General features: G+C 56.0%; 18 protein-coding genes and 1 pseudogene. 11 read left to right on the top strand and 8 right to left on the bottom strand.

Translation table 11 applies throughout. The features are described 5' to 3' along the window. The first annotated feature begins 80 nt into the window (after window positions 1-80). The 4 genes from IQ241_RS21860 (at window position 81) to IQ241_RS21845 (ending at window position 4,492) form a co-directional block, all read left to right on the top strand. Window positions 81-1,358, top strand: coding sequence for an ABC transporter substrate-binding protein (locus tag IQ241_RS21860; RefSeq protein WP_193911331.1), 1,278 nt, complete (start codon window positions 81-83; stop codon window positions 1,356-1,358). A gap of 98 nt (window positions 1,359-1,456) precedes the next feature. Further along, window positions 1,457-2,443, top strand: a complete 987-nt coding sequence (locus tag IQ241_RS21855; RefSeq protein ID WP_193911329.1) for a carbohydrate ABC transporter permease — start codon at window positions 1,457-1,459, stop codon at window positions 2,441-2,443. Then, complete coding sequence (locus IQ241_RS21850) at window positions 2,440-3,333, top strand: carbohydrate ABC transporter permease (protein WP_193911327.1); 894 nt, start codon at window positions 2,440-2,442, stop codon at window positions 3,331-3,333. The genes IQ241_RS21855 and IQ241_RS21850 overlap by 4 nt, the downstream gene beginning before the upstream one ends. Window positions 3,334-3,388: 55 nt before the next feature. Beyond that, a complete protein-coding gene (locus IQ241_RS21845) occupies window positions 3,389-4,492 on the top strand; it encodes an ABC transporter ATP-binding protein (RefSeq protein WP_193911325.1) in 1,104 nt (367 codons plus the stop codon). A gap of 94 nt (window positions 4,493-4,586) precedes the next feature. Here IQ241_RS21845 and IQ241_RS21840 read toward each other — a convergent pair. Beyond that, a protein-coding gene (locus IQ241_RS21840; protein WP_193911322.1) for an IS630 family transposase occupies window positions 4,587-5,704 on the bottom strand; the annotation gives its coding sequence in 2 pieces (ribosomal slippage) (window positions 4,587-5,284 and window positions 5,284-5,704; 1,119 coding nt in all). A gap of 141 nt (window positions 5,705-5,845) precedes the next feature. Here IQ241_RS21840 and IQ241_RS21835 point away from each other — a divergent pair. The 3 genes from IQ241_RS21835 to IQ241_RS21825 are packed head-to-tail and all read left to right on the top strand — an operon-like array spanning window position 5,846 to window position 10,521. After that, window positions 5,846-8,002, top strand: coding sequence for an ATP-binding protein (locus IQ241_RS21835; RefSeq protein ID WP_193911320.1), 2,157 nt, complete (start codon window positions 5,846-5,848; stop codon window positions 8,000-8,002). 24 nt (window positions 8,003-8,026) lie between these two features. Continuing rightward, window positions 8,027-9,388 carry a DNA double-strand break repair nuclease NurA gene (locus IQ241_RS21830; RefSeq protein ID WP_193911318.1) on the top strand — a complete coding sequence of 454 codons (1,362 nt, stop codon included), beginning with the start codon at window positions 8,027-8,029 and terminating at the stop codon, window positions 9,386-9,388. Continuing rightward, window positions 9,388-10,521, top strand: a complete 1,134-nt coding sequence (locus IQ241_RS21825; protein WP_193911316.1) for a DNA methyltransferase — start codon at window positions 9,388-9,390, stop codon at window positions 10,519-10,521. Before IQ241_RS21830 ends, IQ241_RS21825 begins: the two co-directional genes overlap by 1 nt. 13 nt (window positions 10,522-10,534) lie before the next feature. On the opposite strand, the gene IQ241_RS21820 is transcribed toward IQ241_RS21825, so the two are convergent. Further along, window positions 10,535-10,921, bottom strand: coding sequence for a DUF433 domain-containing protein (locus IQ241_RS21820; protein WP_193911314.1), 387 nt, complete (start codon window positions 10,919-10,921; stop codon window positions 10,535-10,537). Between the two features lie 174 nt (window positions 10,922-11,095). On the opposite strand from IQ241_RS21820, the gene IQ241_RS21815 reads away from it, so the two are divergent. Next, a complete protein-coding gene (locus IQ241_RS21815; protein WP_193911312.1) occupies window positions 11,096-13,186 on the top strand; it encodes a hypothetical protein in 2,091 nt (696 codons plus the stop codon). Here IQ241_RS21815 and coaE read toward each other — a convergent pair. Then, window positions 13,118-13,738 (bottom strand): dephospho-CoA kinase, encoded by a 621-nt coding sequence (gene coaE, locus IQ241_RS21810; RefSeq protein WP_193911310.1) that lies wholly within the window; start codon window positions 13,736-13,738, stop codon window positions 13,118-13,120. The two genes, IQ241_RS21815 and coaE, sit on opposite strands and share 69 nt — an antisense overlap. Beyond that, complete coding sequence (cobA, locus tag IQ241_RS21805; protein ID WP_193911308.1) at window positions 13,714-15,246, bottom strand: uroporphyrinogen-III C-methyltransferase; 1,533 nt, start codon at window positions 15,244-15,246, stop codon at window positions 13,714-13,716. Before cobA ends, coaE begins: the two co-directional genes overlap by 25 nt. 294 nt (window positions 15,247-15,540) lie before the next feature. On the opposite strand from cobA, the gene IQ241_RS21800 reads away from it, so the two are divergent. Next, a complete protein-coding gene (locus IQ241_RS21800; RefSeq protein WP_193911306.1) occupies window positions 15,541-15,690 on the top strand; it encodes a hypothetical protein in 150 nt (49 codons plus the stop codon). A gap of 164 nt (window positions 15,691-15,854) precedes the next feature. Here IQ241_RS21800 and IQ241_RS21795 read toward each other — a convergent pair whose 3' ends face one another. Genes IQ241_RS21795 through glnT form a run of 3 tightly spaced genes read right to left on the bottom strand, consistent with a single transcriptional unit; the run spans window position 15,855 to window position 19,783 of the window. Next, entirely contained in the window at window positions 15,855-17,252 is a 1,398-nt protein-coding gene (locus IQ241_RS21795) for an aldehyde dehydrogenase family protein (RefSeq protein ID WP_193911304.1), read from the bottom strand. 3 nt (window positions 17,253-17,255) lie between these two features. Further along, on the bottom strand, window positions 17,256-18,434 hold the full coding sequence (locus tag IQ241_RS21790) for an iron-containing alcohol dehydrogenase (protein ID WP_193911303.1): 1,179 nt from the start codon (window positions 18,432-18,434) through the stop codon (window positions 17,256-17,258). Between the two features lie 23 nt (window positions 18,435-18,457). Continuing rightward, window positions 18,458-19,783 (bottom strand): type III glutamate--ammonia ligase, encoded by a 1,326-nt coding sequence (glnT, locus tag IQ241_RS21785; RefSeq protein ID WP_193911301.1) that lies wholly within the window; start codon window positions 19,781-19,783, stop codon window positions 18,458-18,460. A gap of 250 nt (window positions 19,784-20,033) precedes the next feature. Here glnT and IQ241_RS21780 point away from each other — a divergent pair, with 250 nt between their 5' ends. Beyond that, entirely contained in the window at window positions 20,034-21,101 is a 1,068-nt protein-coding gene (locus IQ241_RS21780) for an ABC transporter substrate-binding protein (protein WP_228021961.1), read from the top strand. 32 nt (window positions 21,102-21,133) lie between these two features. Beyond that, window positions 21,134-21,976 carry an isopenicillin N synthase family dioxygenase gene (locus tag IQ241_RS21775; RefSeq protein ID WP_193911297.1) on the top strand — a complete coding sequence of 281 codons (843 nt, stop codon included), beginning with the start codon at window positions 21,134-21,136 and terminating at the stop codon, window positions 21,974-21,976. On the opposite strand, the pseudogene IQ241_RS21770 reads toward IQ241_RS21775, so the two are convergent. Further along, window positions 21,936-22,434 (bottom strand): annotated as a pseudogene (locus IQ241_RS21770) (DEAD/DEAH box helicase); the annotation flags it as partial. The gene IQ241_RS21775 and the pseudogene IQ241_RS21770 overlap by 41 nt on opposite strands. Window positions 22,435-22,562: the final 128 nt, after the last annotated feature.

Genomic DNA, 22,562 nt, shown 5'->3' with positions numbered 1-22,562 from the left:
CCTTTGCCATGATCCCCACCCGCCCCCTATGGTTAACAATGAACTATCCTCACCTAACCACCGCAAAAGGATACCGACCCATGAATAACCCAATTCGCCGAGGACTGACCCTGGGCCTGAGCCTAACCCTGCTGCTGTCAGCCTGTGGCGGCGATGAAACGGCGGGCGGCGGCGAAAACTCGGTGACCGTCCTGGGCGTGATCGTGGGCGACCAGCAAGAGAAGCTTGAAGAAGCCCTTGCGCCGTTTGAGGAAGAGACCGGCATCGACGTGATCTACGAAGGCACCGATGCCTTTGCCACGCTGCTGCAGGTGCGAGCCGAATCTGGCGATGCGCCAGACATTGCCATGTTTCCCCAAACCGGGCTGATGGACGACTTTGCCCGGGCGGGACAGCTGATACCGATTACCGAATTTATAGACGAGGCGACGCTCCAGGATGCCTATCCCGAAAACTGGCTAGAGCTGGCCACCGTAGAGGGTGAAATGTACGGCATCTGGTATCGGGCTTCGGTCAAAAGCCTGGTCTGGTATCGTCCGTCCGAGTTTGAGGCAGCGGGCTACGACGTTCCTGAGACCTGGGATGAGCTCATTGCCCTCAGCGATCAGATCGTCGCCGACGGTGGGACGCCCTGGTGCATCGGCTTAGAGAGCGGAGAATCCACCGGCTGGCCGGGGACGGACTGGGTCGAAGACATTATGCTGCGGACAGCGGGGCCGGAAGGGTATGACCAGTGGGTGAATCATGAAATTCCCTTTGATGCGGAGCCCGTGCAGAATGCTTTTGAGCGGTTTGGCGACATCATCCTCAACCCCGACTATGTAGTGGGGGGAACTGTCGGCGCTATTAGTACGCCGTTCGGCGACTCGCCCCAGGGCCTATTTACAGACCCGCCCAACTGCTATCTACATCGGCAGGCCAACTTCATTGCTAGCTTTTTCCCCGCAGCCGCCGAGCTCGGCGAGGATGTCGATGTATTTTTGCTACCTGCCATTGACGAGCAGTATGGTGTCCCTGTCCTGGTTGCGGGCGACATATTCAGCATGTTTAACGATACGCCTGCCGCTCGTGCCCTGATGGAATATTTGGCCACACCCGAGCCCCATGAGATATGGGCTGGGCGAGGCGGATTTTTGTCGCCACACCTGCAAGTTTCACCCGATGCCTATCCCGACCCGGTCAGCCAGAAGGAAGCTGAGTTTCTGGCGAATGCCGAGACGATTCGATTCGATGGCTCAGACAGTATGCCCCAAGCGGTGGGAACCGGGACTTTTTGGTCTGGTATCGTAGACTATGTGGCCGGCACGCCTGCCGATGAGGTGCTGTCGGATATTGAGCAGAGCTGGCCGGAGGAGTAGGTGATGGAGTGATCGGGTGATGGAGTGATCGGGTAGGTAGGGGCTCGGTTTTCAAGCCCCTGCGGAAGGTTGCTGGGTAAGAGTCGCTTGGGTTTGCTATGGAAGGGTCTTCAAACTTAGTTCGGATTTTGAGCGCGATCGCGGCTATTCTGATTGGCTCGGGCGGCGTGATCGGCATTTTCTACGGGCTGAATCTGCTGGCTGAGCGGCTGCCGCGTCGGGTTAGAACGCAAATTTTGCCCTGGATTTATGTGGGTCCGGCGCTGCTGCTGCTGCTGGTTTATCTGATTTTGCCAACGCTGCGCACGCTCTATATCAGCTTTTTTGGTCGCCGTTCGGATGAGTTTGTCGGGCTAAAAAACTACATTTTTGCCTTTACAGACTCGGACATGCTGATTGTCTTTCGTAATAATCTGCTATGGCTGGTGCTAGTTACGGGCTTTAGCGTTGGGCTAGGGCTGATTATTGCGGTACTGGTTGATCGGGTGCGCTATGAGCCGGTGGCCAAATCGCTGATCTTTCTGCCGATGGCGATTTCCTTTGTCGGGGCGAGTGTGATCTGGCGGTTTATGTATGCCTTTCAGCCCGCCGGGCAAGAGCAGATCGGGCTGCTGAATGCGATCTGGGTATCTCTAGGGAATGAGCCGGTGGGCTGGCTGATTAACCGGGCGATCAATAACTTTGCCCTGATTGCCATCATGATCTGGCTCTATACCGGCTTTTGCATGGTGCTGCTGTCTTCGGCGGTGAAGGGCATCTCAAAGGATGTGATTGAGGCCGCGCGGATGGACGGGGCCAATGAGTTTCAGATTTTTTGGCGGGTGACGATTCCGATGATTCGCTCGACCATCCTCGTGGTTTCGACCACGATTGTGGTCCTGGTGCTGAAGGTATTCGACATCGTATTTGTGATGACCGGTGGCAACCTGGATACCGACGTGATCGCCAGCCGCATGATCAAAGAGATGTTTAACTACGGCAACTATGGTCGGGGTAGCGCGATCGCGGTGATCCTTCTCCTGGCCGTAATCCCCGTTATGGTGGTGAATATTCGTCGTTTCCGAGAGCAGGAGCAGAGCCGATGACCCTAGCAGACAACCGCCGTCAGGCGAAAAATTCCTCCGCCATCGAGCAGTTTCTGGCTAAAACGCCGGTTCATATCGCAGTCGTTGCGATTGCCGTAATCTGGACTGTCCCCACCTTTGGCCTGCTGATCAGCTCCCTGCGCGACCAGGAGGCGCTGCTGCAAAGCGGCTGGTGGACCATTTTCTGGCAGCCGGGCCGGATTGCCGAATTTGATTTGGAAAACTACATCACCGTGCTCACCAGCCAGGGCATGGGGCAGGCGTTTCTGAATAGCCTGGTGATTTCCATTCCAGCGACGGTGATTCCGATCGCGATCGCCACCTTTGCCGCCTATGCGCTGGCCTGGATGGAGTTTCCCGGTCGGCAGTGGCTGTTTGTTACCGTTGTCGGGCTGCTGGTGGTGCCGCTGCAAATGACGCTAATCCCGATTCTGCGGGCCTATACCCAGCTCAATCTGTCGGGGACTTTTCTGGCTGTTTGGCTGGCCCACGCGGCCTATGGTTTGCCTTTGGGAATTTACCTGCTGCGCAACTACATTGGCGCTCTGCCGCGGGACCTAATTGAAGCGGCAGAGGTAGACGGGGCCTCGCATCTGAAGATTTTTACCCGGCTGATTGTGCCGCTGTCGATGCCCGCGATCGCGTCCTTTGCCGTCTTCCAGTTTCTCTGGGTATGGAATGATTTGCTGGTGGCGCTGGTCTATTTAGGCGGCAATCAGAACGTGGCTCCGGTGACGCTGGTTTTAAGGAATTTGGTGGGCGATCGCGGTCAGGACTGGCATCTGCTGACGGCGGGGGCGTTTGTCTCGATGATTGTGCCGCTGCTGGTGTTTTTTGGTTTGCAGCGGTATTTTGTGCGCGGTTTATTAGCGGGGTCGGTGAAGGGGTAGTGGGTGGGTAGGGGCTTGGTTCCCAAGCCCATAAAGCACAGCAGGAGAGGGAATTATGGCAAGGGTTGTTTTTGAGCAAGTTACAAAGCAGTACGACAATGGCTATGTTGCGGTTAAAGACCTGAATCTGGATATTGGCGATCAGGAGTTTGTGGTGCTGGTCGGGCCGTCGGGCTGTGGTAAGACAACCTCTTTGCGGATGCTGGCGGGGCTTGAGGAGATTACCAGCGGCAATCTCTATATCGGCGATCGCCAGGTGAATCAGGCTCCGGCGAAAGATCGCGATATTGCGATGGTGTTTCAGTCCTACGCGCTCTATCCCCACATGAGCGTGTTTGAGAATATGGCCTTTAGCCTTGAGCTACAGGGGGTGCCGAAGGCTGAGATGCGCGATCGCGTCCAGTCTGCGGCTAAGCAGTTGGGGATTGAGCCGCTGCTCGACCGCAAGCCGAAGCAGCTTTCGGGGGGGCAGCGGCAGCGGGTGGCCGTTGGCCGGGCGATTGTGCGGAATCCTGCGGTCTTTCTGATGGATGAGCCGCTGTCGAACCTGGATGCTAAGCTGAGGGTGCAGGCCCGGGCCGAGCTCAGCCGCTTGCATCAAAAGCTGGGCACGACCTTTATCTACGTTACCCATGACCAGGCGGAAGCGATGACGATGGGCAGCCGCATTGCCGTGATGAATCAGGGTATTTTGCAGCAGGTTGATACGCCGCAGAATGTCTATGAGCACCCGAATAATGTGTTTGTCGCAGGTTTCCTGGGCAGCCCGTCGATGAATTTCTTTGACGCTACCCTTCAGGCTGAGGATGGCGAGCTGAAGGTGCAGGCGGGCAGTTTGACGCTGCCGGTGCCGGAGGAAATGCGATCGCGCTATCAGGAATACGTTAACCGCCCCCTAATTCTCGGCATCCGCCCCGAAGGCATCTACACTTCCACCTATGCCCCCTCAGGCATTCAGCCCTTTCCCATTCGAGCCAAGCTCTCCGTCGTCGAGCTGATGGGCCATGAAGCCATCGTCTACTGCACCCTTCCCGACGACACCGAATTCATCGCCCGCCTCGACCCCCGAGCCAAACTCACCGCCGGTGACACCTTGGATTTGCAGCTCGACACCAGCCGCTTCCACCTATTCGACAAAGAAAGCGAACAGGCGATTTAGACAGTGCTGAACTATTACCAGTTTTAACTTAATTGCATTGGCTTTAGGCATAGGTAATCGAATGACTTTAGACTCTAGTACTAAGCCACAGAGATTATGACAGGCTAGGAGTGGGATAGAGGCGACTTAGCTTGGTGCGCGCATCCATGGTCGAGAATAACCAATCGACAGTCGCTTTAGCCTGATTGCGCCGCTGCTCCCAAACGGAGACCTCCTGAGCGAGTTCTTCAAAGCTAGGAATGCGTCGGTTCAGACACTGGCGAGAGAGGACTGAGAACTCGCATTCAACCATGTTAAGCCAGCTGCCATGCTTAGGAGTGTAGTGGAACTGAAGGCATTGGAGAATCCGTAAAGCTTCGGCTGGCTCAAAGGTCTGATAGAGCGAGGCCGGGGAATGGGTGTTGAGGTTGTCTAAAACGACATGCACCCGGTCTGCTTCAGGAAAAAGGACATCGACCAGATACTGCATACAGAGGGCAAAGTCTTCGCTCTTTCGATGCCGGGTGGCTCTCAAGTGTCGCCAACCGGTGAGGGGTTGGAAAAAGCCAAACAGATTGCAGGTCCCTTCTCGCTTGTACTCGTAGTCGTATCGCCCAGAGCGCTTAGGCGCGGGTGGTTCAGGAAGCCGCGTCTGGCTAATCAACTGACAAGGCCGCTCGTCGAAGCAAATCACCGGTTCAGCTCGGTTGTAGGGCTGAGCATACAGGTCGAGCACTGCTTCCATGCGCCAGACAAAGTCGGCCCCTACCGTTGGAAAACACCACTGCTCCTTCAGCCAAGGCTTGAGCTGGTTTTTTTAAGGGTGCGTCGTACCGTTTCCCCTGAGATCGCCTCAACTAGCTTGAGCTCGACCAGCCGGTCGGCGAGCAGTTGCATCGTCCACTCGGCTCGGCCCTCAGGGGGGTCACTACAGGCGGTAGCGACTAAGAAAGCTTCGGCTTTGCCATCGAGTTTGCGCTGGCTGTCGGGTCTGGGCTGCTCTTTGAGGGCAAACTCAACGCCCCCTTCGACACATTTCTGACGGGTGCGATGCACGGTGGAGACGCCCGCATGGAGCATTTGAGCGATGGTCTCATCGGGATGGCCCGCATCGGCCAGCATCAAAATCTGAGCCCGTTTCAGTTTGCGGGCCGAAAGGGTGCCCCGGCGGGTCAGCTGCTTTAGGTCTTCCCGCTCTTCTGAGGTCAAGGTTACGAGGTATTTGTCAGGCATCGTCAGGCACCTATAAGGGGGTATCTATAGTCTCTCATCCTAGCCTGTCGAATTCAGTGTGCCTGACTACTAGTACGGTTGCGCGAATACTAGCCATCGCTTATCTTTGCGTTTATACAATCCTCTAGCTCAATAGTCATAATGACTCCAGATCCATTTAATACTCAAACAGATTTGTTTCAGAGTCAAAACGATGTAGTTGCTCCACCCCCGTCTGCGGTTGAGCGTTTAATTGGCGATTACGAAGCCGGGGAAGCTAAGCGCGAAGCTCGGAAAATGCTCGGAGAACTGGTTCAGAAAGACCAGTACGTTGGAGAAGTGTTTTCATCGAGCTATGAAACTGCACTTGTACAAATTCACGATTCACATCGTCAAAAAGTTGGTGGTATTCCAAGTCTGAGCTTTCTTGCTGCAACGCGAATTACACCGGATAAGCCGTTCGATTTTCGGGACGAAGATAGTTCTGTCCTACTGCTCCGAGTGATGGATGCAGCTCCACTTCCTAATGACGATGAGGCTACAAGGGTAAGAGTACAAGCTGCAAGGCAAGTAGCTGGTCCAAGTGAGGGACATTGGGATGACGCTAGTGTAATGGATCATCATACGGCAGGGCTTTTGAGTTTCGCAGGCGTACGGTGTCGTGTGATTGGAACGTTTTATCTAAGCCCATCAAATGCCAAAGACGATACAAGATTATTCCTCCGATTTGGAGCCGACCTCTCGAACTATTATCCCAACCGCGGGCTTAAGGTGTATAAGCCAAATGGCGAGGCGCTGAGGCGAATTGTCAACTACCGCGAGAGCAGCGGTGCTGGTGTTGGTATTGGAGAGGTACGATACGCATCAACGAATCGATCCTTTCAAGGAGTTGGTGATGTACGTGTGACTGTAGTACCAGAGGATCTCCTAGCTCAGAAAAGTGCGCTATTCGGAATGACACGGACAGGGAAGTCAAACACAACTAAGATAATCGCCAAGGCGGTGTTTGACCTTCGTTATGGCGAACAATCTCCTCAGCGGGTAGGACAGGTTATTTTTGATCCTAACGGAGAATATGCAAACGCTAACGCCCAAGATGCGGGCGGCGAAGCACCAAATGCTCTCAAAAATGTGTGGCGCGCAAATGAAGACGGAGCGGCAGGAGACGTCATAACCTATGGCATCCTTCCGCATCCTCATGACCCAAATCGAAAATTTATGCTCCTCAACTTTCACATAGATGAAAACTTATCTATTGGGAAGGAGATTATCGACAGTACGCTACCTAACAAGGATTCGAAGTACATCCAGAACTTCCAGCAAGTTACTTTTGAAACTCCATCATCTAGCGATCGTGGCGCGATGACTCGTCATAATCGACGCGTGCTTGCCTACCGTACGCTTCTTAACAAGGCAGGCCTTACAGCACCTTCTAATATAACTCCTTCGACAACGAGGCTATTCAACAAAGAGCTCATTGAGTCCTTAAAGAAAGCAGGAGAAAATGAGCCTGAGTATACCATGGCAGCCAGGACTTTTGCCAACCCTACTCCGAGTTGGGCTCAACTTTATATTGCCTTCAGTACCCTCTACAAGTTCACGAGTACAAAAGAATATAAAGCATTTGAAAATAACTACATTGATAATTCTTCCTCCGGTGAGGAATGGGCTGACGGAGGGCTCCGAGCTATTCTAGAGATGATCTCGCGACCGAACGGCGCTCAACTGATAGGACAAGTCAGTCCTCAGCATACATCAAGCACTTCAACGGACTATGCCGATGATATCTATGATGCGTTAGCTAGTGGTAAGCTTGTAATCGTAGATCAGTCCAGCGGCGATGAGGCCGTAAATAACGCCTCGGCGCGGCGAATAGTGCAGAAGATCTTTGACAGCAACAAGGAAGCTTTCCGTCAAGGAAAGCCGAAAGAAGAAATTCCAGACATTATTATATATGCTGAGGAGGCACACAACTTGCTACCTTCGGATCGCGAAACAGACTATCGTGATATATGGGTTCGCACAGCGAAGGAAGGTGCAAAATATAATCTTGGATTAATCTACGTAACGCAGGAGGTATCTAGCATTCAAAAAAATATCCTTAAAAATACTGCAAATTGGTTCATCGGTCATCTTAATAACACCGACGAAACGCGAGAATTACGAAAATTCTACGATTTTGCAGATTTTGAAGGTTCAATTCTCCGAGCTCAAGACAAAGGTTTTCTCCGAATTAAAACAATTTCTAATCCCTTTGTAATACCAGTACAGGTAAGAGAATTCCAGCTTCGGTTAGTTCAGCCGAATCTCGTTCCCTGAAGCCCACTCCAAGGAAAGTAACTAATGCCTTATGAAGGCGAATTTGCCGGGTACAAGCCGCTTACACGGATCGCGAACAGTGAACGTGTTCAAGAAATCGTTTGCCGATGCAAAAAGCGAATGCCTGATAATAGCGCAGATGAGGTAGAGCCTCTAATGGCTGAACTGCAACCAAGTGGATGGCTACCCGACCTTGTCCTTGCTGTAGATGGCAGCTATCATCAGCTTCCTGTCGAGAATGGTTACCCTGGTGCCGAGCTAGCATATCTAACAGTAGCTTCAGTTATTTTAGACGTCAAAAAACAACGTGAGCTGGATCGAAGTCGCCCAGTAGATCCTCTTGACTCGCGTCGCACAGAAGAGGCAGGTAGTATCGATTGCGCACTTCCCGGCTGCAACGTAGTTGTGGATAACGAGCCAACGCCTACGGCTTCGTTCCGCCGTGTGTTTTTCGAATCTATTCAGGATAAGCGCCCACTTTCAGATGGCGAGACACTGCTTGAAACTTACGAAGCCCTCCTAGCCTACAAGCCCAGCGGGCGATCACAGCAATGCCCCTACGATGACTGCCCGGATGCCGCAGCTTACATCCCTGTATCATCGGGTGAGTCAAAATGCACATGCCAGCAGCAGCGACCGTGGTACTCAACCGACGCCTTACGCATTCACGAAGGGCTTAGTCCTACTGGTAAAAGTGGAGCAATGTTCGCTGAAGCGATGCAGGTATGGGAGCGAGTATGGGCAATAAATTTTCTTCGTTGGATTGAGCGAAAGCCACGTCGCTTTCGACTACTCAAGAATCTGGCTATTATTCTTGATGGGCCGCTTGCCGTATTTGGACATCCGGCATGGTTGAGCCAAGCAATTTATCATGAATTGAAACGAATCAATGAGGAAGCTTGTAAGATAATCAACGAAGATCTTTTGCTAATTGGAGTTGAAAAGAGCGGTACGTTCGTAGATCATTACGAGGTATTAGACGCACCAACGCGTCACTCCAATGGTAAGGCAAGGTTTAAACCACAATCGGCAATTCTTCTTACAAACGAGTACATCCGTAATCACATTGCTATAGGGGACAAGCCATTTGGCGAGGATACATACTTTGGACGAAAGTTCTTCTACAAAACCGCTTCAGGTGCTCGGATCGTCGCTTCACTTCCGTTCTTAACAGAAAAGGCAAGTAACCTGTCGCGCGGAGACATTAGCCATTTCCCGCGGCTTGCGGACGCGATGAGTTTGCTTGATGCTACGTTCTCAGCTCGCTTCCCAAATGCGATAGGTCCTCTGATCTCAGCTAATGCAGAGGCCGCAATTCCGCTCAATCTTGGGCGAGAGGTATTAGAGAAACTTGCGAGGAGTCTTATGAGTGAAGAGGAACCATAGTGGAAGACTCAATTGATATGGTTCCAAAGCCGAAGCACAGAGCTCATACTTTTCGAACAGCTGTGGAGCGCTGGGCTAGTATAGGACCTTACTATGCAATGTTCCCAGTAGATTTCGCTTTTGATGTAATAGAGAAATATACAGAACCCGGTGGCCGTGTATTCGATCCTTTTGTAGGTCGAGGTTCTAGTATCTATGCCGCCTCAGCAAAAGGGCGAACGGGGTGCGGTATTGAGATTAATCCTGTCGGTTGGGTATACAGTTCAGTCAAACTGCGTCCTACTACGCAAGGACGGGTAGTTAAGCGTTTGCACGAAATCGGAAATGAGGTAGCTAGAGTAGATGTAGAGCAGGCAAAGTTGCCTACTTTCTTTCACTGGGCATACTCAACTGATGTGCTCCGCTTTCTTTTAGTAGCACGTGAGAAGCTGCGCTGGCGAGAAAGCAAAATAGATCGTACATTAATGGCGTTCATACTTGTCTACTTACATGGTAAGCGGCCATCAGCTTTGTCAAACCAGATGCGAGATAGCAAAGCTATGGCACCTGATTACGCTGTACGGTGGTGGGCTGAACGGCAGATGATGCCGCCGGAAGTAGATCCCATTACATTCTTGGAGAAACGGATTACATGGCGGTACAAGAAGGGACAACCAGATCTTCCTGGTGAAATTATTTTGGGGGATAGCTTACGCCTACTAAGCTCTAATTGCCAACGACGTGCATTTGCCGAACCATTTGATCTTTTGTTTACTTCGCCGCCTTACTGCGGCATCACAAACTATCATTATGATCAGTGGCTTAGGCTGTGGATGCTCGGGCAACCTCCACTACCAAGGCGTCTAACTGGTCGGTGGCAAAAAAAATTCGAGTCGCGGTCGGATTATTGTTCTCTCTTAGCAGGAGTATTTGGAGGCGCTGCGTTACGAATGAAGGAAGAGGCCGTTGTTGTTGTTCGCACTGATGCCCGCGAATTTACGTTAAACGCAACTATCGAGGCTTTGAAAGCGGCGTTCCCTAATAAACAAATTTTCGAAGAGCGACGCCCTTTTGTAGGCCAAACTCAAACTTCTCTCTATGGTGATCACTCAAGAAAACCAGGAGAAGTAGATCTTGTGATGCTACCAATATGATCTACCAGAAAAATTACGTCTGGGACTTGCGCTTTGCTTGCTGTCTTACTTTCTGGGCCTGAAGTGTTTCCCAGGCGGCTTCCCAACCCGGCGGTGGCGGCAGTTTTGCAATCTCTGCAAAGCGCTCACGATTACGCTCTTCCCAATACTGCCGAATTTCTTCTGCTTCCTGCAAAACAAGCTGGTACTCCGCTTCAACTTCAGCCCGATTCATCTCAATGTAGGATAAGGCTATCGTCACTTGCTCATTTGCAAGGCTAAGAACATCGCCAATCAACGTAGGTGGATACTGAGACTTCACGTAGTCCATTACATCGTAGAGCGTAATCCGCGTTCCCTCGATCGTGAGTCCACGTTCTGTACGGATGATAGTTGCTTGCCCGTTAAATACTGGAGTCATTCTGACCTCCTAGCGATGCTTCCATAATAACTCCCGACTAGCCGCAGCAATAATCATGGGCAGCCGCATTACCTTGGCGAATTAGGTCGTTGAGACTATCGGGGAGCCCGCTGAGCGGTCATGCCCTACTGACCTGCCTATACTGAGATGCAGCAGTAGCAACGGGTCTTTATCATGACTGCCTGGTGGATTTCAGGACCAACGCGGAGTGGCAAGACGGCTGAGCTGAGTCAGCGGCTTTTGCAGCTGCCTGACGATGCCGGGCAGCCTTTTTTGGTATTTGCGGCTAACGGCGATAATCGAATTGCCCTGGCCAACCGTCTGGTGAATGAAATTCAAGGCCGTGTCGCCTACATCACGACGACGCCAGCAGGCTTTATCCAAGATGAGGTCACGCTTTTTTGGCCGCTGCTGGTCGAGCAGCTCGGCTTGCAGGCCCAGTTTCCGCTCAAGCTGCGGCCGGAGAATGAGCAGCTGCTAGCGACGCAACTCTGGCAGCCAGCGCTGGCTGACGGCACGCTGCAGGTGGAGGGCTGGCGCGATCGCGAAACCGTCCGTCACACCCTCGACTTTCTCCAGCTCGCGGCGCTGGCGGGCATTCCGGCAGAGGACATTGCTCCCCTCTTGCAGGCCGGAATGCCGCCGAGCTTAGGCTCAGCCACACTGTGGTCCGCCCTGGGCGAGGCCCTGCTGACCTGGCGCGACTGGTGCCTGGCGCGGGGGCTGCTGACCTACGGCCTAATGACCGAGCTGTACTGGCGGCATCTGCTGCCGCTGCCCCGCTATCAGGCCCAGCTGTTGGAGCGATTTAGCGGCGTGCTCGCCGACGATCTGGATGAGTATCCCGCGATCGCGCATTCCCTCTTCTCTGTTTTCCTGGCAGCAGAGCGCCCCTGCCTGTTTACTTACAATCCCCAGGGCCAAGTGCGGCTCGGCTTAGGGGCAGACCCTGAAGCGCTGGCTCCCCTGGCGGAACGCTGCGAGAGGATGGAACTCTCCCAGCCCGCGACCGATGGGCTCGGCCATACCTGGGCAGATACCTTGGTTGCCTGGGTCCGCGATCCGCTACAGCTGCCTGAGCTACCGGACGCGATCGCGCTGATCCAAACCACCTCCCGGGGGCAGCTCCTGAGGCAGCTAGCCGAAGCCATCATCACCGCCGTCCACAGTCGGCAGGTCAATCCGGCTGAAGTCGCCGTGATTGGTCCGGGCCTGGACCCGATTGCCCGCTACAGCCTGGCCGAGATTCTCACCAGCAAAGGGATTGCGGTTGAGTCGCTAAACGATCAGCGGCCGCTGATCAGCTCGCCCCTGATACGCGCTTTGCTGACCCTGCTAGCGCTGATCTATCCCGGATTGGGGCGGCTGATCGACCGCGATGCCGTGGCCGAAATGCTCGTCGTCCTCAGCCAGCGCCCCCAGAGCGGCGATGAAGCCTGGTTTGAGCTGATTCGGATCGACCCGGTGCGGGCCGAGCTGATTGCCGACTACTGCTATGTCCCCGATATTGAGAATCCGCACCTGCTGCCGGTCGAGACCTTTCCGCGCTGGGACCGGCTCGGCTACCAGGCCACCCAGGCCTATACCGACCTGCTCCAGTGGATTGAAAGCCAGAAACAGCAGCGGCAGCAGCGCTTCATGGCCAATGCCGCTACCCTGCTCGACCGGGCGATTCAGCAGTTTCTCTGGCGGGGTAACTATCTGCCTGCCGACCAGCTTTCAGCCCTGCGAGAGCTGATGGAAACGGCTCAGTATTTCTGGCGAGTTGAAGAGCGGCTGCGGCTTTACGGCGGCCTGCCCCAGCCGGGCCAAAGCTCAAAGCTCAGCGACGTCGGTCGCTTTATCCAGCTGCTCCAGAGCGGCGCGGTCTCGGCGAATCCCTACCCGGTGAAGCCGCTGGTGGCTGGCCGCCAGGGCGTCACCCTGGCTACCGTATTTCAATACCGGGCCCAGCGTCTTACCCACCGCTGGCAGTTTTGGCTAGACGCGGGTTCACCCCGCTGGCTCACCGGCAAGGACGAGCTCTTGGGTGCCCCTATTTTTTTACAAGACTGGTCAGGCCGACCGCTCACCGCTGCCGATATCGAAGCGGCCCATGAAGAACGGCTAGAGCGCATCCTGCGAGACCTGCTGAGCCGAGCCACCGAGCGGATTATTCTCTGCCACAGCGATCTGGCCCTCAACGGCCAAGAGCAGCTAGGGCCGCTGCTGTCGCTGGTCAGTGCGGCCCAGCCCCTCCAGGACCCCATCCACCTGCCGGAATAGTGCCTCCCGACTGCCGCTATTATCCAGCACGACATCGGACTGCGCGGCCTTTTCTGCCAGCGGTAGCTGATTGTCAATTCGCCTTTGCGCCTGGTCGGTAGAAAGCTGAGCGCGATCGCGCAGCCGCCGCAGCTGCTGCTCGGGGCGACAGGTGACAACCCATATTTCGCTGACTAGATGAGTTAGATTTGCTTCGAACAAAAGCGGAATTGCGTAGACCAGAGTTTGTTCAGTGGGAAACTGCTCGGTTATTTGAGTAAACCGCTGCCGCACAAAGGGATGAATCTGCTGCTCGACCCAGGCTTTTTCGGCCGGCTGACTGAAGATAATCTCACCGAGCTGAGACCGGTTAAGGCTGCCGTCGGGTTGCAGCAGGGTCGGACCGTAGCGAGCCGCGATCGCGGCTAAAATCGGCGACCCCGGCTGCACCGCCTGCCGCGCATAGGCATCGGCATCGAGCACCGGCAGCCCGTGGCGGGTGGCGAGATAGTCTGAGACCGTGCTTTTGCCGGTGGCAATGCCGCCGGTTAGGCCGATGATCCGTCTGCCCATTCCACAATCGCCTGGGTTAGGCCTTCGAGGGTATATTCTGCGGCTTCGATATCGACCCGCCCGAGCTGCTGTTCGCAGGCCTGGGAGGTCTGGGGGCCGATGGACGCGATCGCGACGCCATCGAGCCGTCCTAGCCAGTCGCGGCCAAACGCCTGCTGCATCAGCTGGGCAAAATGCCGCACCGTTTTTGAACTGGCAAAGGAGATCGCATCGGCCTGATTCTGGGCCAGCGCCGCCTCTCCGGCTGCGGTCAGATGGGCTGGGCAGACCGACTCGTAGGCCGGTACCTCGACGACGGTTGCGCCCTGCGCCGCCATTTCATCCACCAGCACCGTCCGGCCGCCGCTTTCTACCCGCGGAAAGAGCAGCCTCAGCCCTTTCAGGCCGCCCGCTGCTGGAAAATGCGCCACCAGCGAATCTGCCACATATTCCGGTGGGATGAAATCTGGCGTCAGTCCCCGCTGACGCAGCACCGTCGCCGTTTTCTGACCGACGACGGCAATTTTGAGCTGGGCCAGGGACCGCAGGTCGCCGCCCGCAGCCAGCAGCCGGTCGAGGAAAAAGGTGACCGCGTTGGCCGAGGTCAGGATCAGCCAGTCAAAGCTAGGGAGGGCCGCGATCGCGTTATCCATCGGCTCCCAGCTGGTCGGCGGTCGAATCTCTAGGGCGGGCAGATCGATCACCGCTGCCCCTTGGGCCGTCAGCAGGTCGGTGAAGCGGCTGGACTGGCTGGCCGCGCGAGTCACCAAAATAGTTTTATATTTTAAAGGCTGCATCGCTCTGACCGCTGGCTGCAAATATTCTCTCAGACGGACGACCTCACCGATCACAATAATGCAGGGCGACAGCCGCGCTCCTCGGGTCTGTTGCGAAATGCTCAGCAGCGTTCCCTGCCAGACTTGCTGCTGGGGCTGGCTTGCCCAGCGAATCACGGCTACCGGCATTTCTCCCCGCTGCCCATGCTGCTGGAGGCGCTGACAAATTTCCGGTAGCCTGCGTCCCCCCATCAGCAATACCAGCGTCTCCAACCGGCTCAGCGCACTCCAGTCCAGTCCGTCTAAGTCGTGGACGGTGAATACGCCAAAGCCTCGGCTGAGCACGGGGTCAGTCAGCGGAATGCCCGCCAGCAGCGGTGCCGCCAGCGCCGACGAGATCCCAGGGATAATCTCAAAGGCACAGCGGGCGGCCTGCAAAGCCTGAATTTCAGCAGCGGTGCGGCCAAAGATAAACGGGTCGCCGCTCTTCAGCCGGACGACGGTTTTACCCTGCAAACATTGCTCTACCAGACAGCGATTAATTTCAGCCTGGGGCGTGCTGGGCTGGCCGCCGCGCTTGCCCACGTGAATCTGCTCACAGGTGGGTGACACCTGCTGGAGCAGGGACAGATCGACGAGGGCATCGTAAACCAGGACATCGGCTTCAGCCAAAAGCTGCCGCGCGCTCACCGTGAGATAGGCGAGGCTACCTGGCCCGGCTCCGACCAGGTAAACTTTGCCAGGATTAGGCATGGCGATCGCCCCAAAGTGCTTCCTTTGTTTTCTTAACTTTACATGTCCTGACAGGCCTTATGAAAAAGTGCAACAAAGCTATTCCCCAGGCAAATCTTGTAAAGAATCGTCAGTCCTCCGCTGCAGCGCTGAAGTCAGGCCCTATGATTTAATTAAGTCCATTCTACGTACGGTATCCGGTTCAGTCCCTTGTTGAAACAAGGATTTAAAAGGTTCGAATTGCCATTTTTATCCCCGGCGGCGAATGAACGATTGTTTCCCTCGTCGGTCAATATTCTAAAAAGGTGAATCGCTATGAAAGCAGTCTCTCTATTCAATAGTGCATTGATATATCTCATGGAAGCAGCCGGGCGCATTTTCAGCCCCACTGATGATTCCTACCCCAACACAGGCGTACAGCCCTACAGCGGCGACCCCTGGTCTGAATGGCTCGACCTCTACTAGCTCACTTTATCTAAGTTCACTGCCTGCCAATAGGTACCAGGGTGTCTAGAGTTTGTTCAGCTGTGCTAAAAAAACCTCTTGAAACGCTTCAGGCGATCTGAAGCGTTTTTTATGGCCCATTTTTGAACAATCTAAACCGACCCCAATCGTCACCCCCTCAACAGTTATCCCGCTCTCAGATGCCAGGCCCGCGGCTGTAAGAAGGCATCAATGCCTGCGACTGAAAGCGTTGAGCCGATGCCCGAATGGCCTCGACCGGTCCAGGGTAGGCGGGGGCTGACCCGATCGCAGCAGTTCCAGTAGGCGCTGCCGCTGCTGACCTGGCTGAGGATTTGGAGGGCGCGATCGCGATTCCTCCCATACACCGCCGCCGTCAGCCCATAGGCCGTATCATTCATCAGCGCGATCGCGCTGGCATCATCGCTGACTCGCTGAATGCCGATCACCGGGCCGAAGGTTTCTTCCCGCATCAGGGTCATCTCATGGGTCACCTCAGTCAAAACCGTAGGTTCAAAGTACCAGCCCGAGCGGTTACTGGGCTGACCGCCGCAGCGTAGCTTGGCACCTTTGGCTAGCGCATCTTCTATCTGCTGTTCTAGGACGGTGAGCTGGGGCTTACGACTGAGCGGCCCCAGGTAGGTATCAGAGTCGGTGGGGTCGCCCATTTTGAATGCGCGTACCGTTTGGACAAAAGCCTCTACAAAGGGTTCATAAACATCGGCATGAACATAAATGCGCTCAACGGCACAGCAGCTTTGACCGTTGTTGTAAAAGGCCCCATCAGCCAGGCCAGCCGCCACTGTTGCAACATCGACATCGTCACAGACGTAGGCCGGGTCTTTGCCGCCAAGCTCTAGCTGCACCTTAATCAGCTTAGGGGCAGCCGCGATCGCAATTTTCTGCCCGGTACTATAGGAACCGGTAAAAAATACGCCGTCAATCGGCTGTTCCAATAGCGCCGCTCCGGCTAGACCGGTGCCGATCACGGGAATGAAGACGTCTTCTGGGATGCCCGCTTCATGGAAGAGATCCGCGATCGCGAGTCCCGTCAGCGTGGCAATTTCGGAAGGCTTGTATAAAACGGTATTGCCGGTCAGCAAAGCCGGGATAAAGACGTTTGAACCGACAAAATAGGGATAGTTCCAGGCAGAGATACTGGCAACAGCGCCAAGCGGATCGGTAGAGATGATTTCTTCTAGTTCACCCGTGCCAGGTAGCGCCTGCGAGGGCTCCCGATAGACCGACTCGGGGGCCAATACTCGGGCCACATTCTCAATGAAAAAGTCAATCCGCTGGGGCGTTGCGAGAATCTCGCTTTTGGATTGGGAAATGGGTTTGCCGGTCTCTGCGGTCAGGGTTGCGGCCAGAGCGTCGGCTCGCTCGGTCAGCAAATCTCTGAACTTTTGGATGGGTTCGATTCTTGCTGAGCGCGATCGCGCCGCCCAGTCTGGCTGAGCCGCACGGGCCTGGCTGACCTTCTGCGCCACCGCTGCCGTATCGTCCGTCGGCAGGGTTTGAATCAGCGCTTCTGTAGCCGGGTTAATAATCGAAAGGTCTGCCATCGCTTAGGCCGCGAACGCATCTCGGTAGATTGCATAGAAGTCAGGCTTAGCTACGGGGCGGGGATTGAGCGGATGGCAGCCGTCGTCCAGGGCTACCGCCACCAGCCTATCGACCTGCTCTGGGCTAACACCGAGATCTGCAAGCGTCGCCGGAATGCCGATCTCGGCTCGCAGGGCGAGAATCCAGTCGATGAAGGCTACGCCGCTGGTCGCGCCGGGTTCTACGACGCGGGCCATTCGCAGAAAAGCGTCGGGCGCGGCAGCCAGATTAAACCGCATCGCAGCGGGCAGCATCACGCCGTTAGCCAGGCCGTGGTGGGTGTCGCAGACCGTCGAGAGGGCATGGGCGCAGGAATGGGTGACGCCGAGCCCTTTTTGAAACGCGATCGCGCCCATCATCGCCGCGTTCAGCATCCCACCCCTTGCGGTCAGATGAGCTTCAGTGTCAACCGATTCTCCAGCGGCCCGCCGCCGGGCAAATCGCACGCTGTCTCTCAGATGCTGGGCCACCAGATGAATGCCCTCCAGGGCAATGCCGTCGCAGAGCGGGTTAAACCCCTTGGCTAGAAAGGCTTCGACCAGGTGAGTCAGCGCGTCCATGCCAGTCGCGGCAGTAATGCTGGCAGGCAGGCCCAGCAGCAGCTTGGGGTCGGCCAGCACCACCTGCGGCAGCAGCTGCGGGTCGAAGATAATTTTCTTGGCGTGGGTCTGATCGTCAGAAATGACGGCGCTGCGACCGACTTCGCTGCCGGTGCCCGCCGTCGTCGGCAGCGCCACAATCGGCAGCACCGGCTGATCGACTGGCCTCGCATCGGGCTTGCCGTCTTCGTAGTCAAACAGCTGGCCGGGATGGTGAACCATCAGCGCGATCGCTTTCGCCACATCCACCGGGGCGCCGCCGCCAATTGCCACAATTCCATCCGCGCCGCAGGCCCGCAGCGCCGCCAGCCCGGCTTCAACCTGAGACAGCACCGGGTTGCCCCAGACGCCGCTGAAGGTCGCCGCATTCTTCAGCCCCGCCGCAATTGGCTCGAACCAGGGCAGCTTGACCACGTCGCGGTCGGTGACAATCAGCGATCGGGTCACGCCCAGGTCGGCCAGGACCTGCGCCAGCTGATGCCGCGCCCCGGGACCAAAGCGGATTCGCGTCGGAAAGCTGTAGGTGTAAATTGAGCCAGGCATGGCAGCTCCCTAATCACAACTCCCTAGATGTTCACGTACTGAGCCATTTCCCAGGACGTAATCTGGGCATTGAAGGCGTCCCACTCTTTGTGCTTAAACTCGAAAAAGGTCTTCTTTCCCAGTTCGCCCAGCGTATCGGTCAGCAGCGCATCCTGCTCCAGGCAGGCCAGCGCCTCAGCCAGATTGGTCGGAATCGTGTCCAGGTCGGGAAACTCGGCCCCGCGAGAAAACATATTTTCGTCAATCCGCTGGCCGGGGTCCGTCTCTTTCTCAATGCCGTCGAGCCCCGCAGCCAGAATACCCGCCAGTGCCAGGTAGAAGTTGGCCGAACCGTCGATCAGGCGGCATTCAAACCGTCCGGCTTCGGGGATGCGCAGCATGTGAGAGCGATTGTTGCCGCCGTAGGAGACGTAGCGCGGCGTCCAGGTGCTGCCCGAAGCGGTAGCGCTGGCCCCCAGGCGTCGGTAGGAGTTGATCGTGGGATTACACAGCGCGGTCAGCCCCTTGGCATGGGCCAGCACGCCGCCGAGGAAGTGATAGCCCAGGGGTGAAAGACCGCCCTCGTCGGCGCCATCGGCAAAAACGTTGGTGCCGCCCTGCCAGAGGCTGAGGTGGGCATGGCCGCCGTTGCCCGTGAGGTGGCTGAAGGGCTTGGGCATAAAGGTGGCTACGTAGCCGCGCTGCTCGGCCAGGGTCTTGACCATATATTTGAAAAAGACATGGCGATCGCAGGCGGTGCGGGCATCGCTGTAGGACCAGTTCAGCTCAAACTGGCCGTTGGCATCCTCATGGTCGCACTGGTAGGGCTCCCAGCCCAGATCTTCCATATAGCCAACGACGGTGGAGATCAGGTCAAACTGGCGCATCAGGTTGAGCTGGTCGTAGCAGGGCCGCTCGGCGGTGTCCTTATCGTCGGCAATCTCATAGCCGCCGGGCGTTTGCTTTAGCAGGAAAAATTCCGCCTCGATCCCGGCTTTATAGGTATAGCCCTGATCAGCACAGCGGTCTAAAACCCGGTTGAGAATAATTCGCGGCGCAGCGGGAAAGGGCTCGCCGTCGAAGTAAACGTCGCTGGCAACCCAGCCGACGGTGGGCTCCCAGGGCAGCACAATCAGAGAGGCAGGGTCGGGGATGACGGCGATTTCAGGCGCATCGGGGCCGAGGCCCAGGTTAGAGGCAAAGGAGGAGAAGAAGGCTCCCTCGGCTTCCACGGAAGCAATCTTCGCAGCGGGGACGAGTTTAGCCCGGGTGCCCCCCAGCAGATCCGTATAGGAGACCAGAAAGAATCGGAGGCCCTGGGCTTTGGCCTGCTCGACCAGGGATTGAGACTGCGTGAGGGTGCTGACCATGGGTAAGTCAAGATAGATTTCTCCCAGTTAACCAAGGGGCAGGCCGATCAAATTGTGTCAGGAGATACGAAATTTTTCATTCGAGAAATTTGCCACAGCGCTAGGCCACAGCGTAGATGGGATGTCGCTTAGCTGACCCGTGACAAAATGACGGGGTGTTTTTTGCTACAGTACGTGGACTGTCAAAGCTTCTATGCTTGAAAGAGGCTAGCCGTATCGGGCGGCGAAGATTTTAGCTGAATCAATGCGCATGTTTCAAAGCAACCGTTTCAGAATAAATCGCCGAAAATTCATTCAATACGGTTCTCTAGCCGTCAGCACGGGCATTCTCGCCGCCTGTACCAGCGAATCGGCTATCGAACAATCGGCTACCGAACCCGCAGACAGCGACGCAGCAGGTCCACAGGCGCTAGACCCGGTGACCGTCGGTACCAGCTGGTATGCCCAGGCCGAGCATGGCGGATACTACCAGGCCAAAGCCACCGGCATCTATGAAGAATACGGTCTCGACGTAACCATTCGCCAGGGCGGGCCAGACGTCAACGGCACGCAGCTGTTGATGGGCGGCGTGACAGATTTTCAGACCGGCTACAGCCTCAGTTCCCTAAATGCGGTGCGAGAGGGAATTCCCCTGGTGACGGTGGCGGCGATGATGCAGAAGGACCCGCAGACGCTGGTGGTGCATGATGGGGTCTACGACCAGCTTTCGGAGCTCAAAGCCGCGCCGATCCGAGTGCCGACGGCGGGTCGGGTGGCTTACTGGCCCTGGCTCAAGGCTGAGTATGGCTTCACCGATGAGCAGCTGCGTCCCTACGACTACAGCTTTGCCACATTTCTAGAGAATGAGGACATGGCTCAGCAGGGCTACATCACGAACGACGGCTACTTTTTAGAGAAGGCCGGGGCTGAGGCTGAGAGCATTTTGCTGGCCGATAACGGCTGGGGGGCCTATGCCTATACGATTGATACCACCCGCCGCCTGATCGACGAGAATCCGGACCTCGTCCAGCGCTTTGTCGATGCGACGATCGCGGGCTACGAGAGCTACCTCGAAGATCCTGAGCCCGGCAACGCCCTGATTAAGGCAGAAAATGAAGAGCAGTCCGATCAGCTGATGGCGTTCTCGCTGGACAAATTTGACGAGTATGGCATCTTTCGCTCCGGCGATGCGCTCGATCACGGCTTAGGGACGATGAGTCAGGAGCGCTGGCAGCGCTTCTTCGACAAGATGGTCGAGGCGGGCGTCTTGCCAGCTGACCTCGACTTCAAGCAAGCCTATACGCTCCAGTTTGTCGATCATCCTGGGTCAGCTACCTAGAGATTCGTCGCTGTCGTCGCCATGAGCCATCCATGTCGATAATCCAGTCTGAAATCGATCTTGCTGCCGTCCCGGTGATCGACTTTGCTCCGGTCGTGGAAGACGAGATTGCCGGTAAGCGAGCCGTGGCCAAAGCGGTCTATGCCGCTCTCCACGACATCGGCTTCATGTACGTCCGCAATGCCGGAATTCCGGCTGCTCTGCGCAATCGGCTGTTCGCAGCGATGGCTGACTTCTTTGCCCGACCTGCGGCAGATAAGCAGGCGCTAGCCTGGACCACCTCGGCGGCCAACCGAGGCTACGTCGGGCCAAACCGCCAGACCCTCGACCCCAACCATCCGGGAGACCTGAAGGAAGCGTTGGACACCGGCTGGGAGCTCGATCACACCGAAGGCCAGCGCGCCCTTGAGCAGGTCAATCGCTGGCCTGAGGACGACCCCACCTTCCGCGAGACCGTGCTGACCTTCCATCGGTCGGCCCTAGAAGCGGCCCATCGGATCCTGGCAACCCTAGAAGCGGCCTTGAAGCTGCGCTCTGGAACGCTGGTCAATACCCATCAGCACCATAACCAAACTCTCAGGCTGCTGCACTATCCGCCGCTGACCTCCCTGTGCCCGCAGCCGCAGCAGGTGCGGGCGGGTGCCCATACGGACTTTGGCAGCATTACTCTGCTGTTTCAAAACGGCATTGGCGGTTTGGAGCTGCGCGATCGCGCCGGTCGCTGGATCGCCGCACCGGCTTCGCCCGAGGCCGTACTGGTCAACACCGGCGACCTGATGCAGCGGTGGACGAATGACCAGTTTCGCTCTACGGAGCATCGGGTGGTGCTGCCGGAAGGAGCGGATGCGGCGCGATCGCCTTTAGAGTATCATTAACTGCCTCGGTAACGACCTCGCTGGCAGCATCTGGCTCGGCAATCAGGTTAGTGAACCGGGCGCGGGTCTTATCAGGGGCATCGCGGGTAGCACGTCCGATGATCTGCACAATCTCCGTCAGGCTAGAGCGGTAGCCAATGGTCAGGGCGTGTTCGCACCAGATCCAGTCGAAGCCTTCCTTCGCCATACCCAGAGCAATGATGATATCGACATGGTCACGGTTGCTTTTCTGAGTCGGATCTTTTAAGGCAGCGGCGACCTTGTCACGCCTGTTGGGGTCATCGTCCACCAGGTCGGCAATCTTGATCACCGTGACGTCGGCGGTTTTTTACGAGCTGAAAGCCGGTTGCTGAATCGCACCCCTGCCACTCCCCCAATTCCTCAATAATGTGCTCGACCTCTTTGATTTTGTCTTTGGTGCTCTCGCGGGAGTTGACGTTGGGAATGTGCAGGATGGTCGGGTATCAACTTAAAGCGGGACAAAAAGCGCTTGGCAAGGATGTATCAATAAGCACAACAAACAAAAAGCTCTGCGGCAGAGCCCAGAGCCATGTATCGTCACCCTAACAAGTTCAAAACATGGGTA

It is taken from the genome of Vasconcelosia minhoensis LEGE 07310 (assembly GCF_015207255.1).
Taxonomy (GTDB): domain Bacteria; phylum Cyanobacteriota; class Cyanobacteriia; order Phormidesmidales; family Phormidesmidaceae; genus Vasconcelosia; species Vasconcelosia minhoensis.
This window is presented reverse-complemented; position numbering and strand designations above follow the sequence as displayed.

Coding starts and splice junctions, on each gene's coding strand:
- IQ241_RS21835 (WP_193911320.1), top strand. CDS start 5,846: ATGACTCCAGATCCATTTAATACTCAAACAGATTTGTTTCAGAGTCAA.
- IQ241_RS21790 (WP_193911303.1), bottom strand. CDS start 18,434: ATGCCTGGCTCAATTTACACCTACAGCTTTCCGACGCGAATCCGCTTT.
- cobA (WP_193911308.1), bottom strand. CDS start 15,246: ATGCCTAATCCTGGCAAAGTTTACCTGGTCGGAGCCGGGCCAGGTAGC.
- IQ241_RS21820 (WP_193911314.1), bottom strand. CDS start 10,921: ATGACTCCAGTATTTAACGGGCAAGCAACTATCATCCGTACAGAACGT.
- IQ241_RS21845 (WP_193911325.1), top strand. CDS start 3,389: ATGGCAAGGGTTGTTTTTGAGCAAGTTACAAAGCAGTACGACAATGGC.
- IQ241_RS21850 (WP_193911327.1), top strand. CDS start 2,440: ATGACCCTAGCAGACAACCGCCGTCAGGCGAAAAATTCCTCCGCCATC.
- IQ241_RS21800 (WP_193911306.1), top strand. CDS start 15,541: ATGAAAGCAGTCTCTCTATTCAATAGTGCATTGATATATCTCATGGAA.
- coaE (WP_193911310.1), bottom strand. CDS start 13,738: ATGGGCAGACGGATCATCGGCCTAACCGGCGGCATTGCCACCGGCAAA.
- glnT (WP_193911301.1), bottom strand. CDS start 19,783: ATGGTCAGCACCCTCACGCAGTCTCAATCCCTGGTCGAGCAGGCCAAA.
- IQ241_RS21775 (WP_193911297.1), top strand. CDS start 21,134: ATGTCGATAATCCAGTCTGAAATCGATCTTGCTGCCGTCCCGGTGATC.
- IQ241_RS21795 (WP_193911304.1), bottom strand. CDS start 17,252: ATGGCAGACCTTTCGATTATTAACCCGGCTACAGAAGCGCTGATTCAA.
- IQ241_RS21830 (WP_193911318.1), top strand. CDS start 8,027: ATGCCTTATGAAGGCGAATTTGCCGGGTACAAGCCGCTTACACGGATC.
- IQ241_RS21780 (WP_228021961.1), top strand. CDS start 20,034: ATGTTTCAAAGCAACCGTTTCAGAATAAATCGCCGAAAATTCATTCAA.
- IQ241_RS21860 (WP_193911331.1), top strand. CDS start 81: ATGAATAACCCAATTCGCCGAGGACTGACCCTGGGCCTGAGCCTAACC.
- IQ241_RS21855 (WP_193911329.1), top strand. CDS start 1,457: ATGGAAGGGTCTTCAAACTTAGTTCGGATTTTGAGCGCGATCGCGGCT.
- IQ241_RS21815 (WP_193911312.1), top strand. CDS start 11,096: ATGACTGCCTGGTGGATTTCAGGACCAACGCGGAGTGGCAAGACGGCT.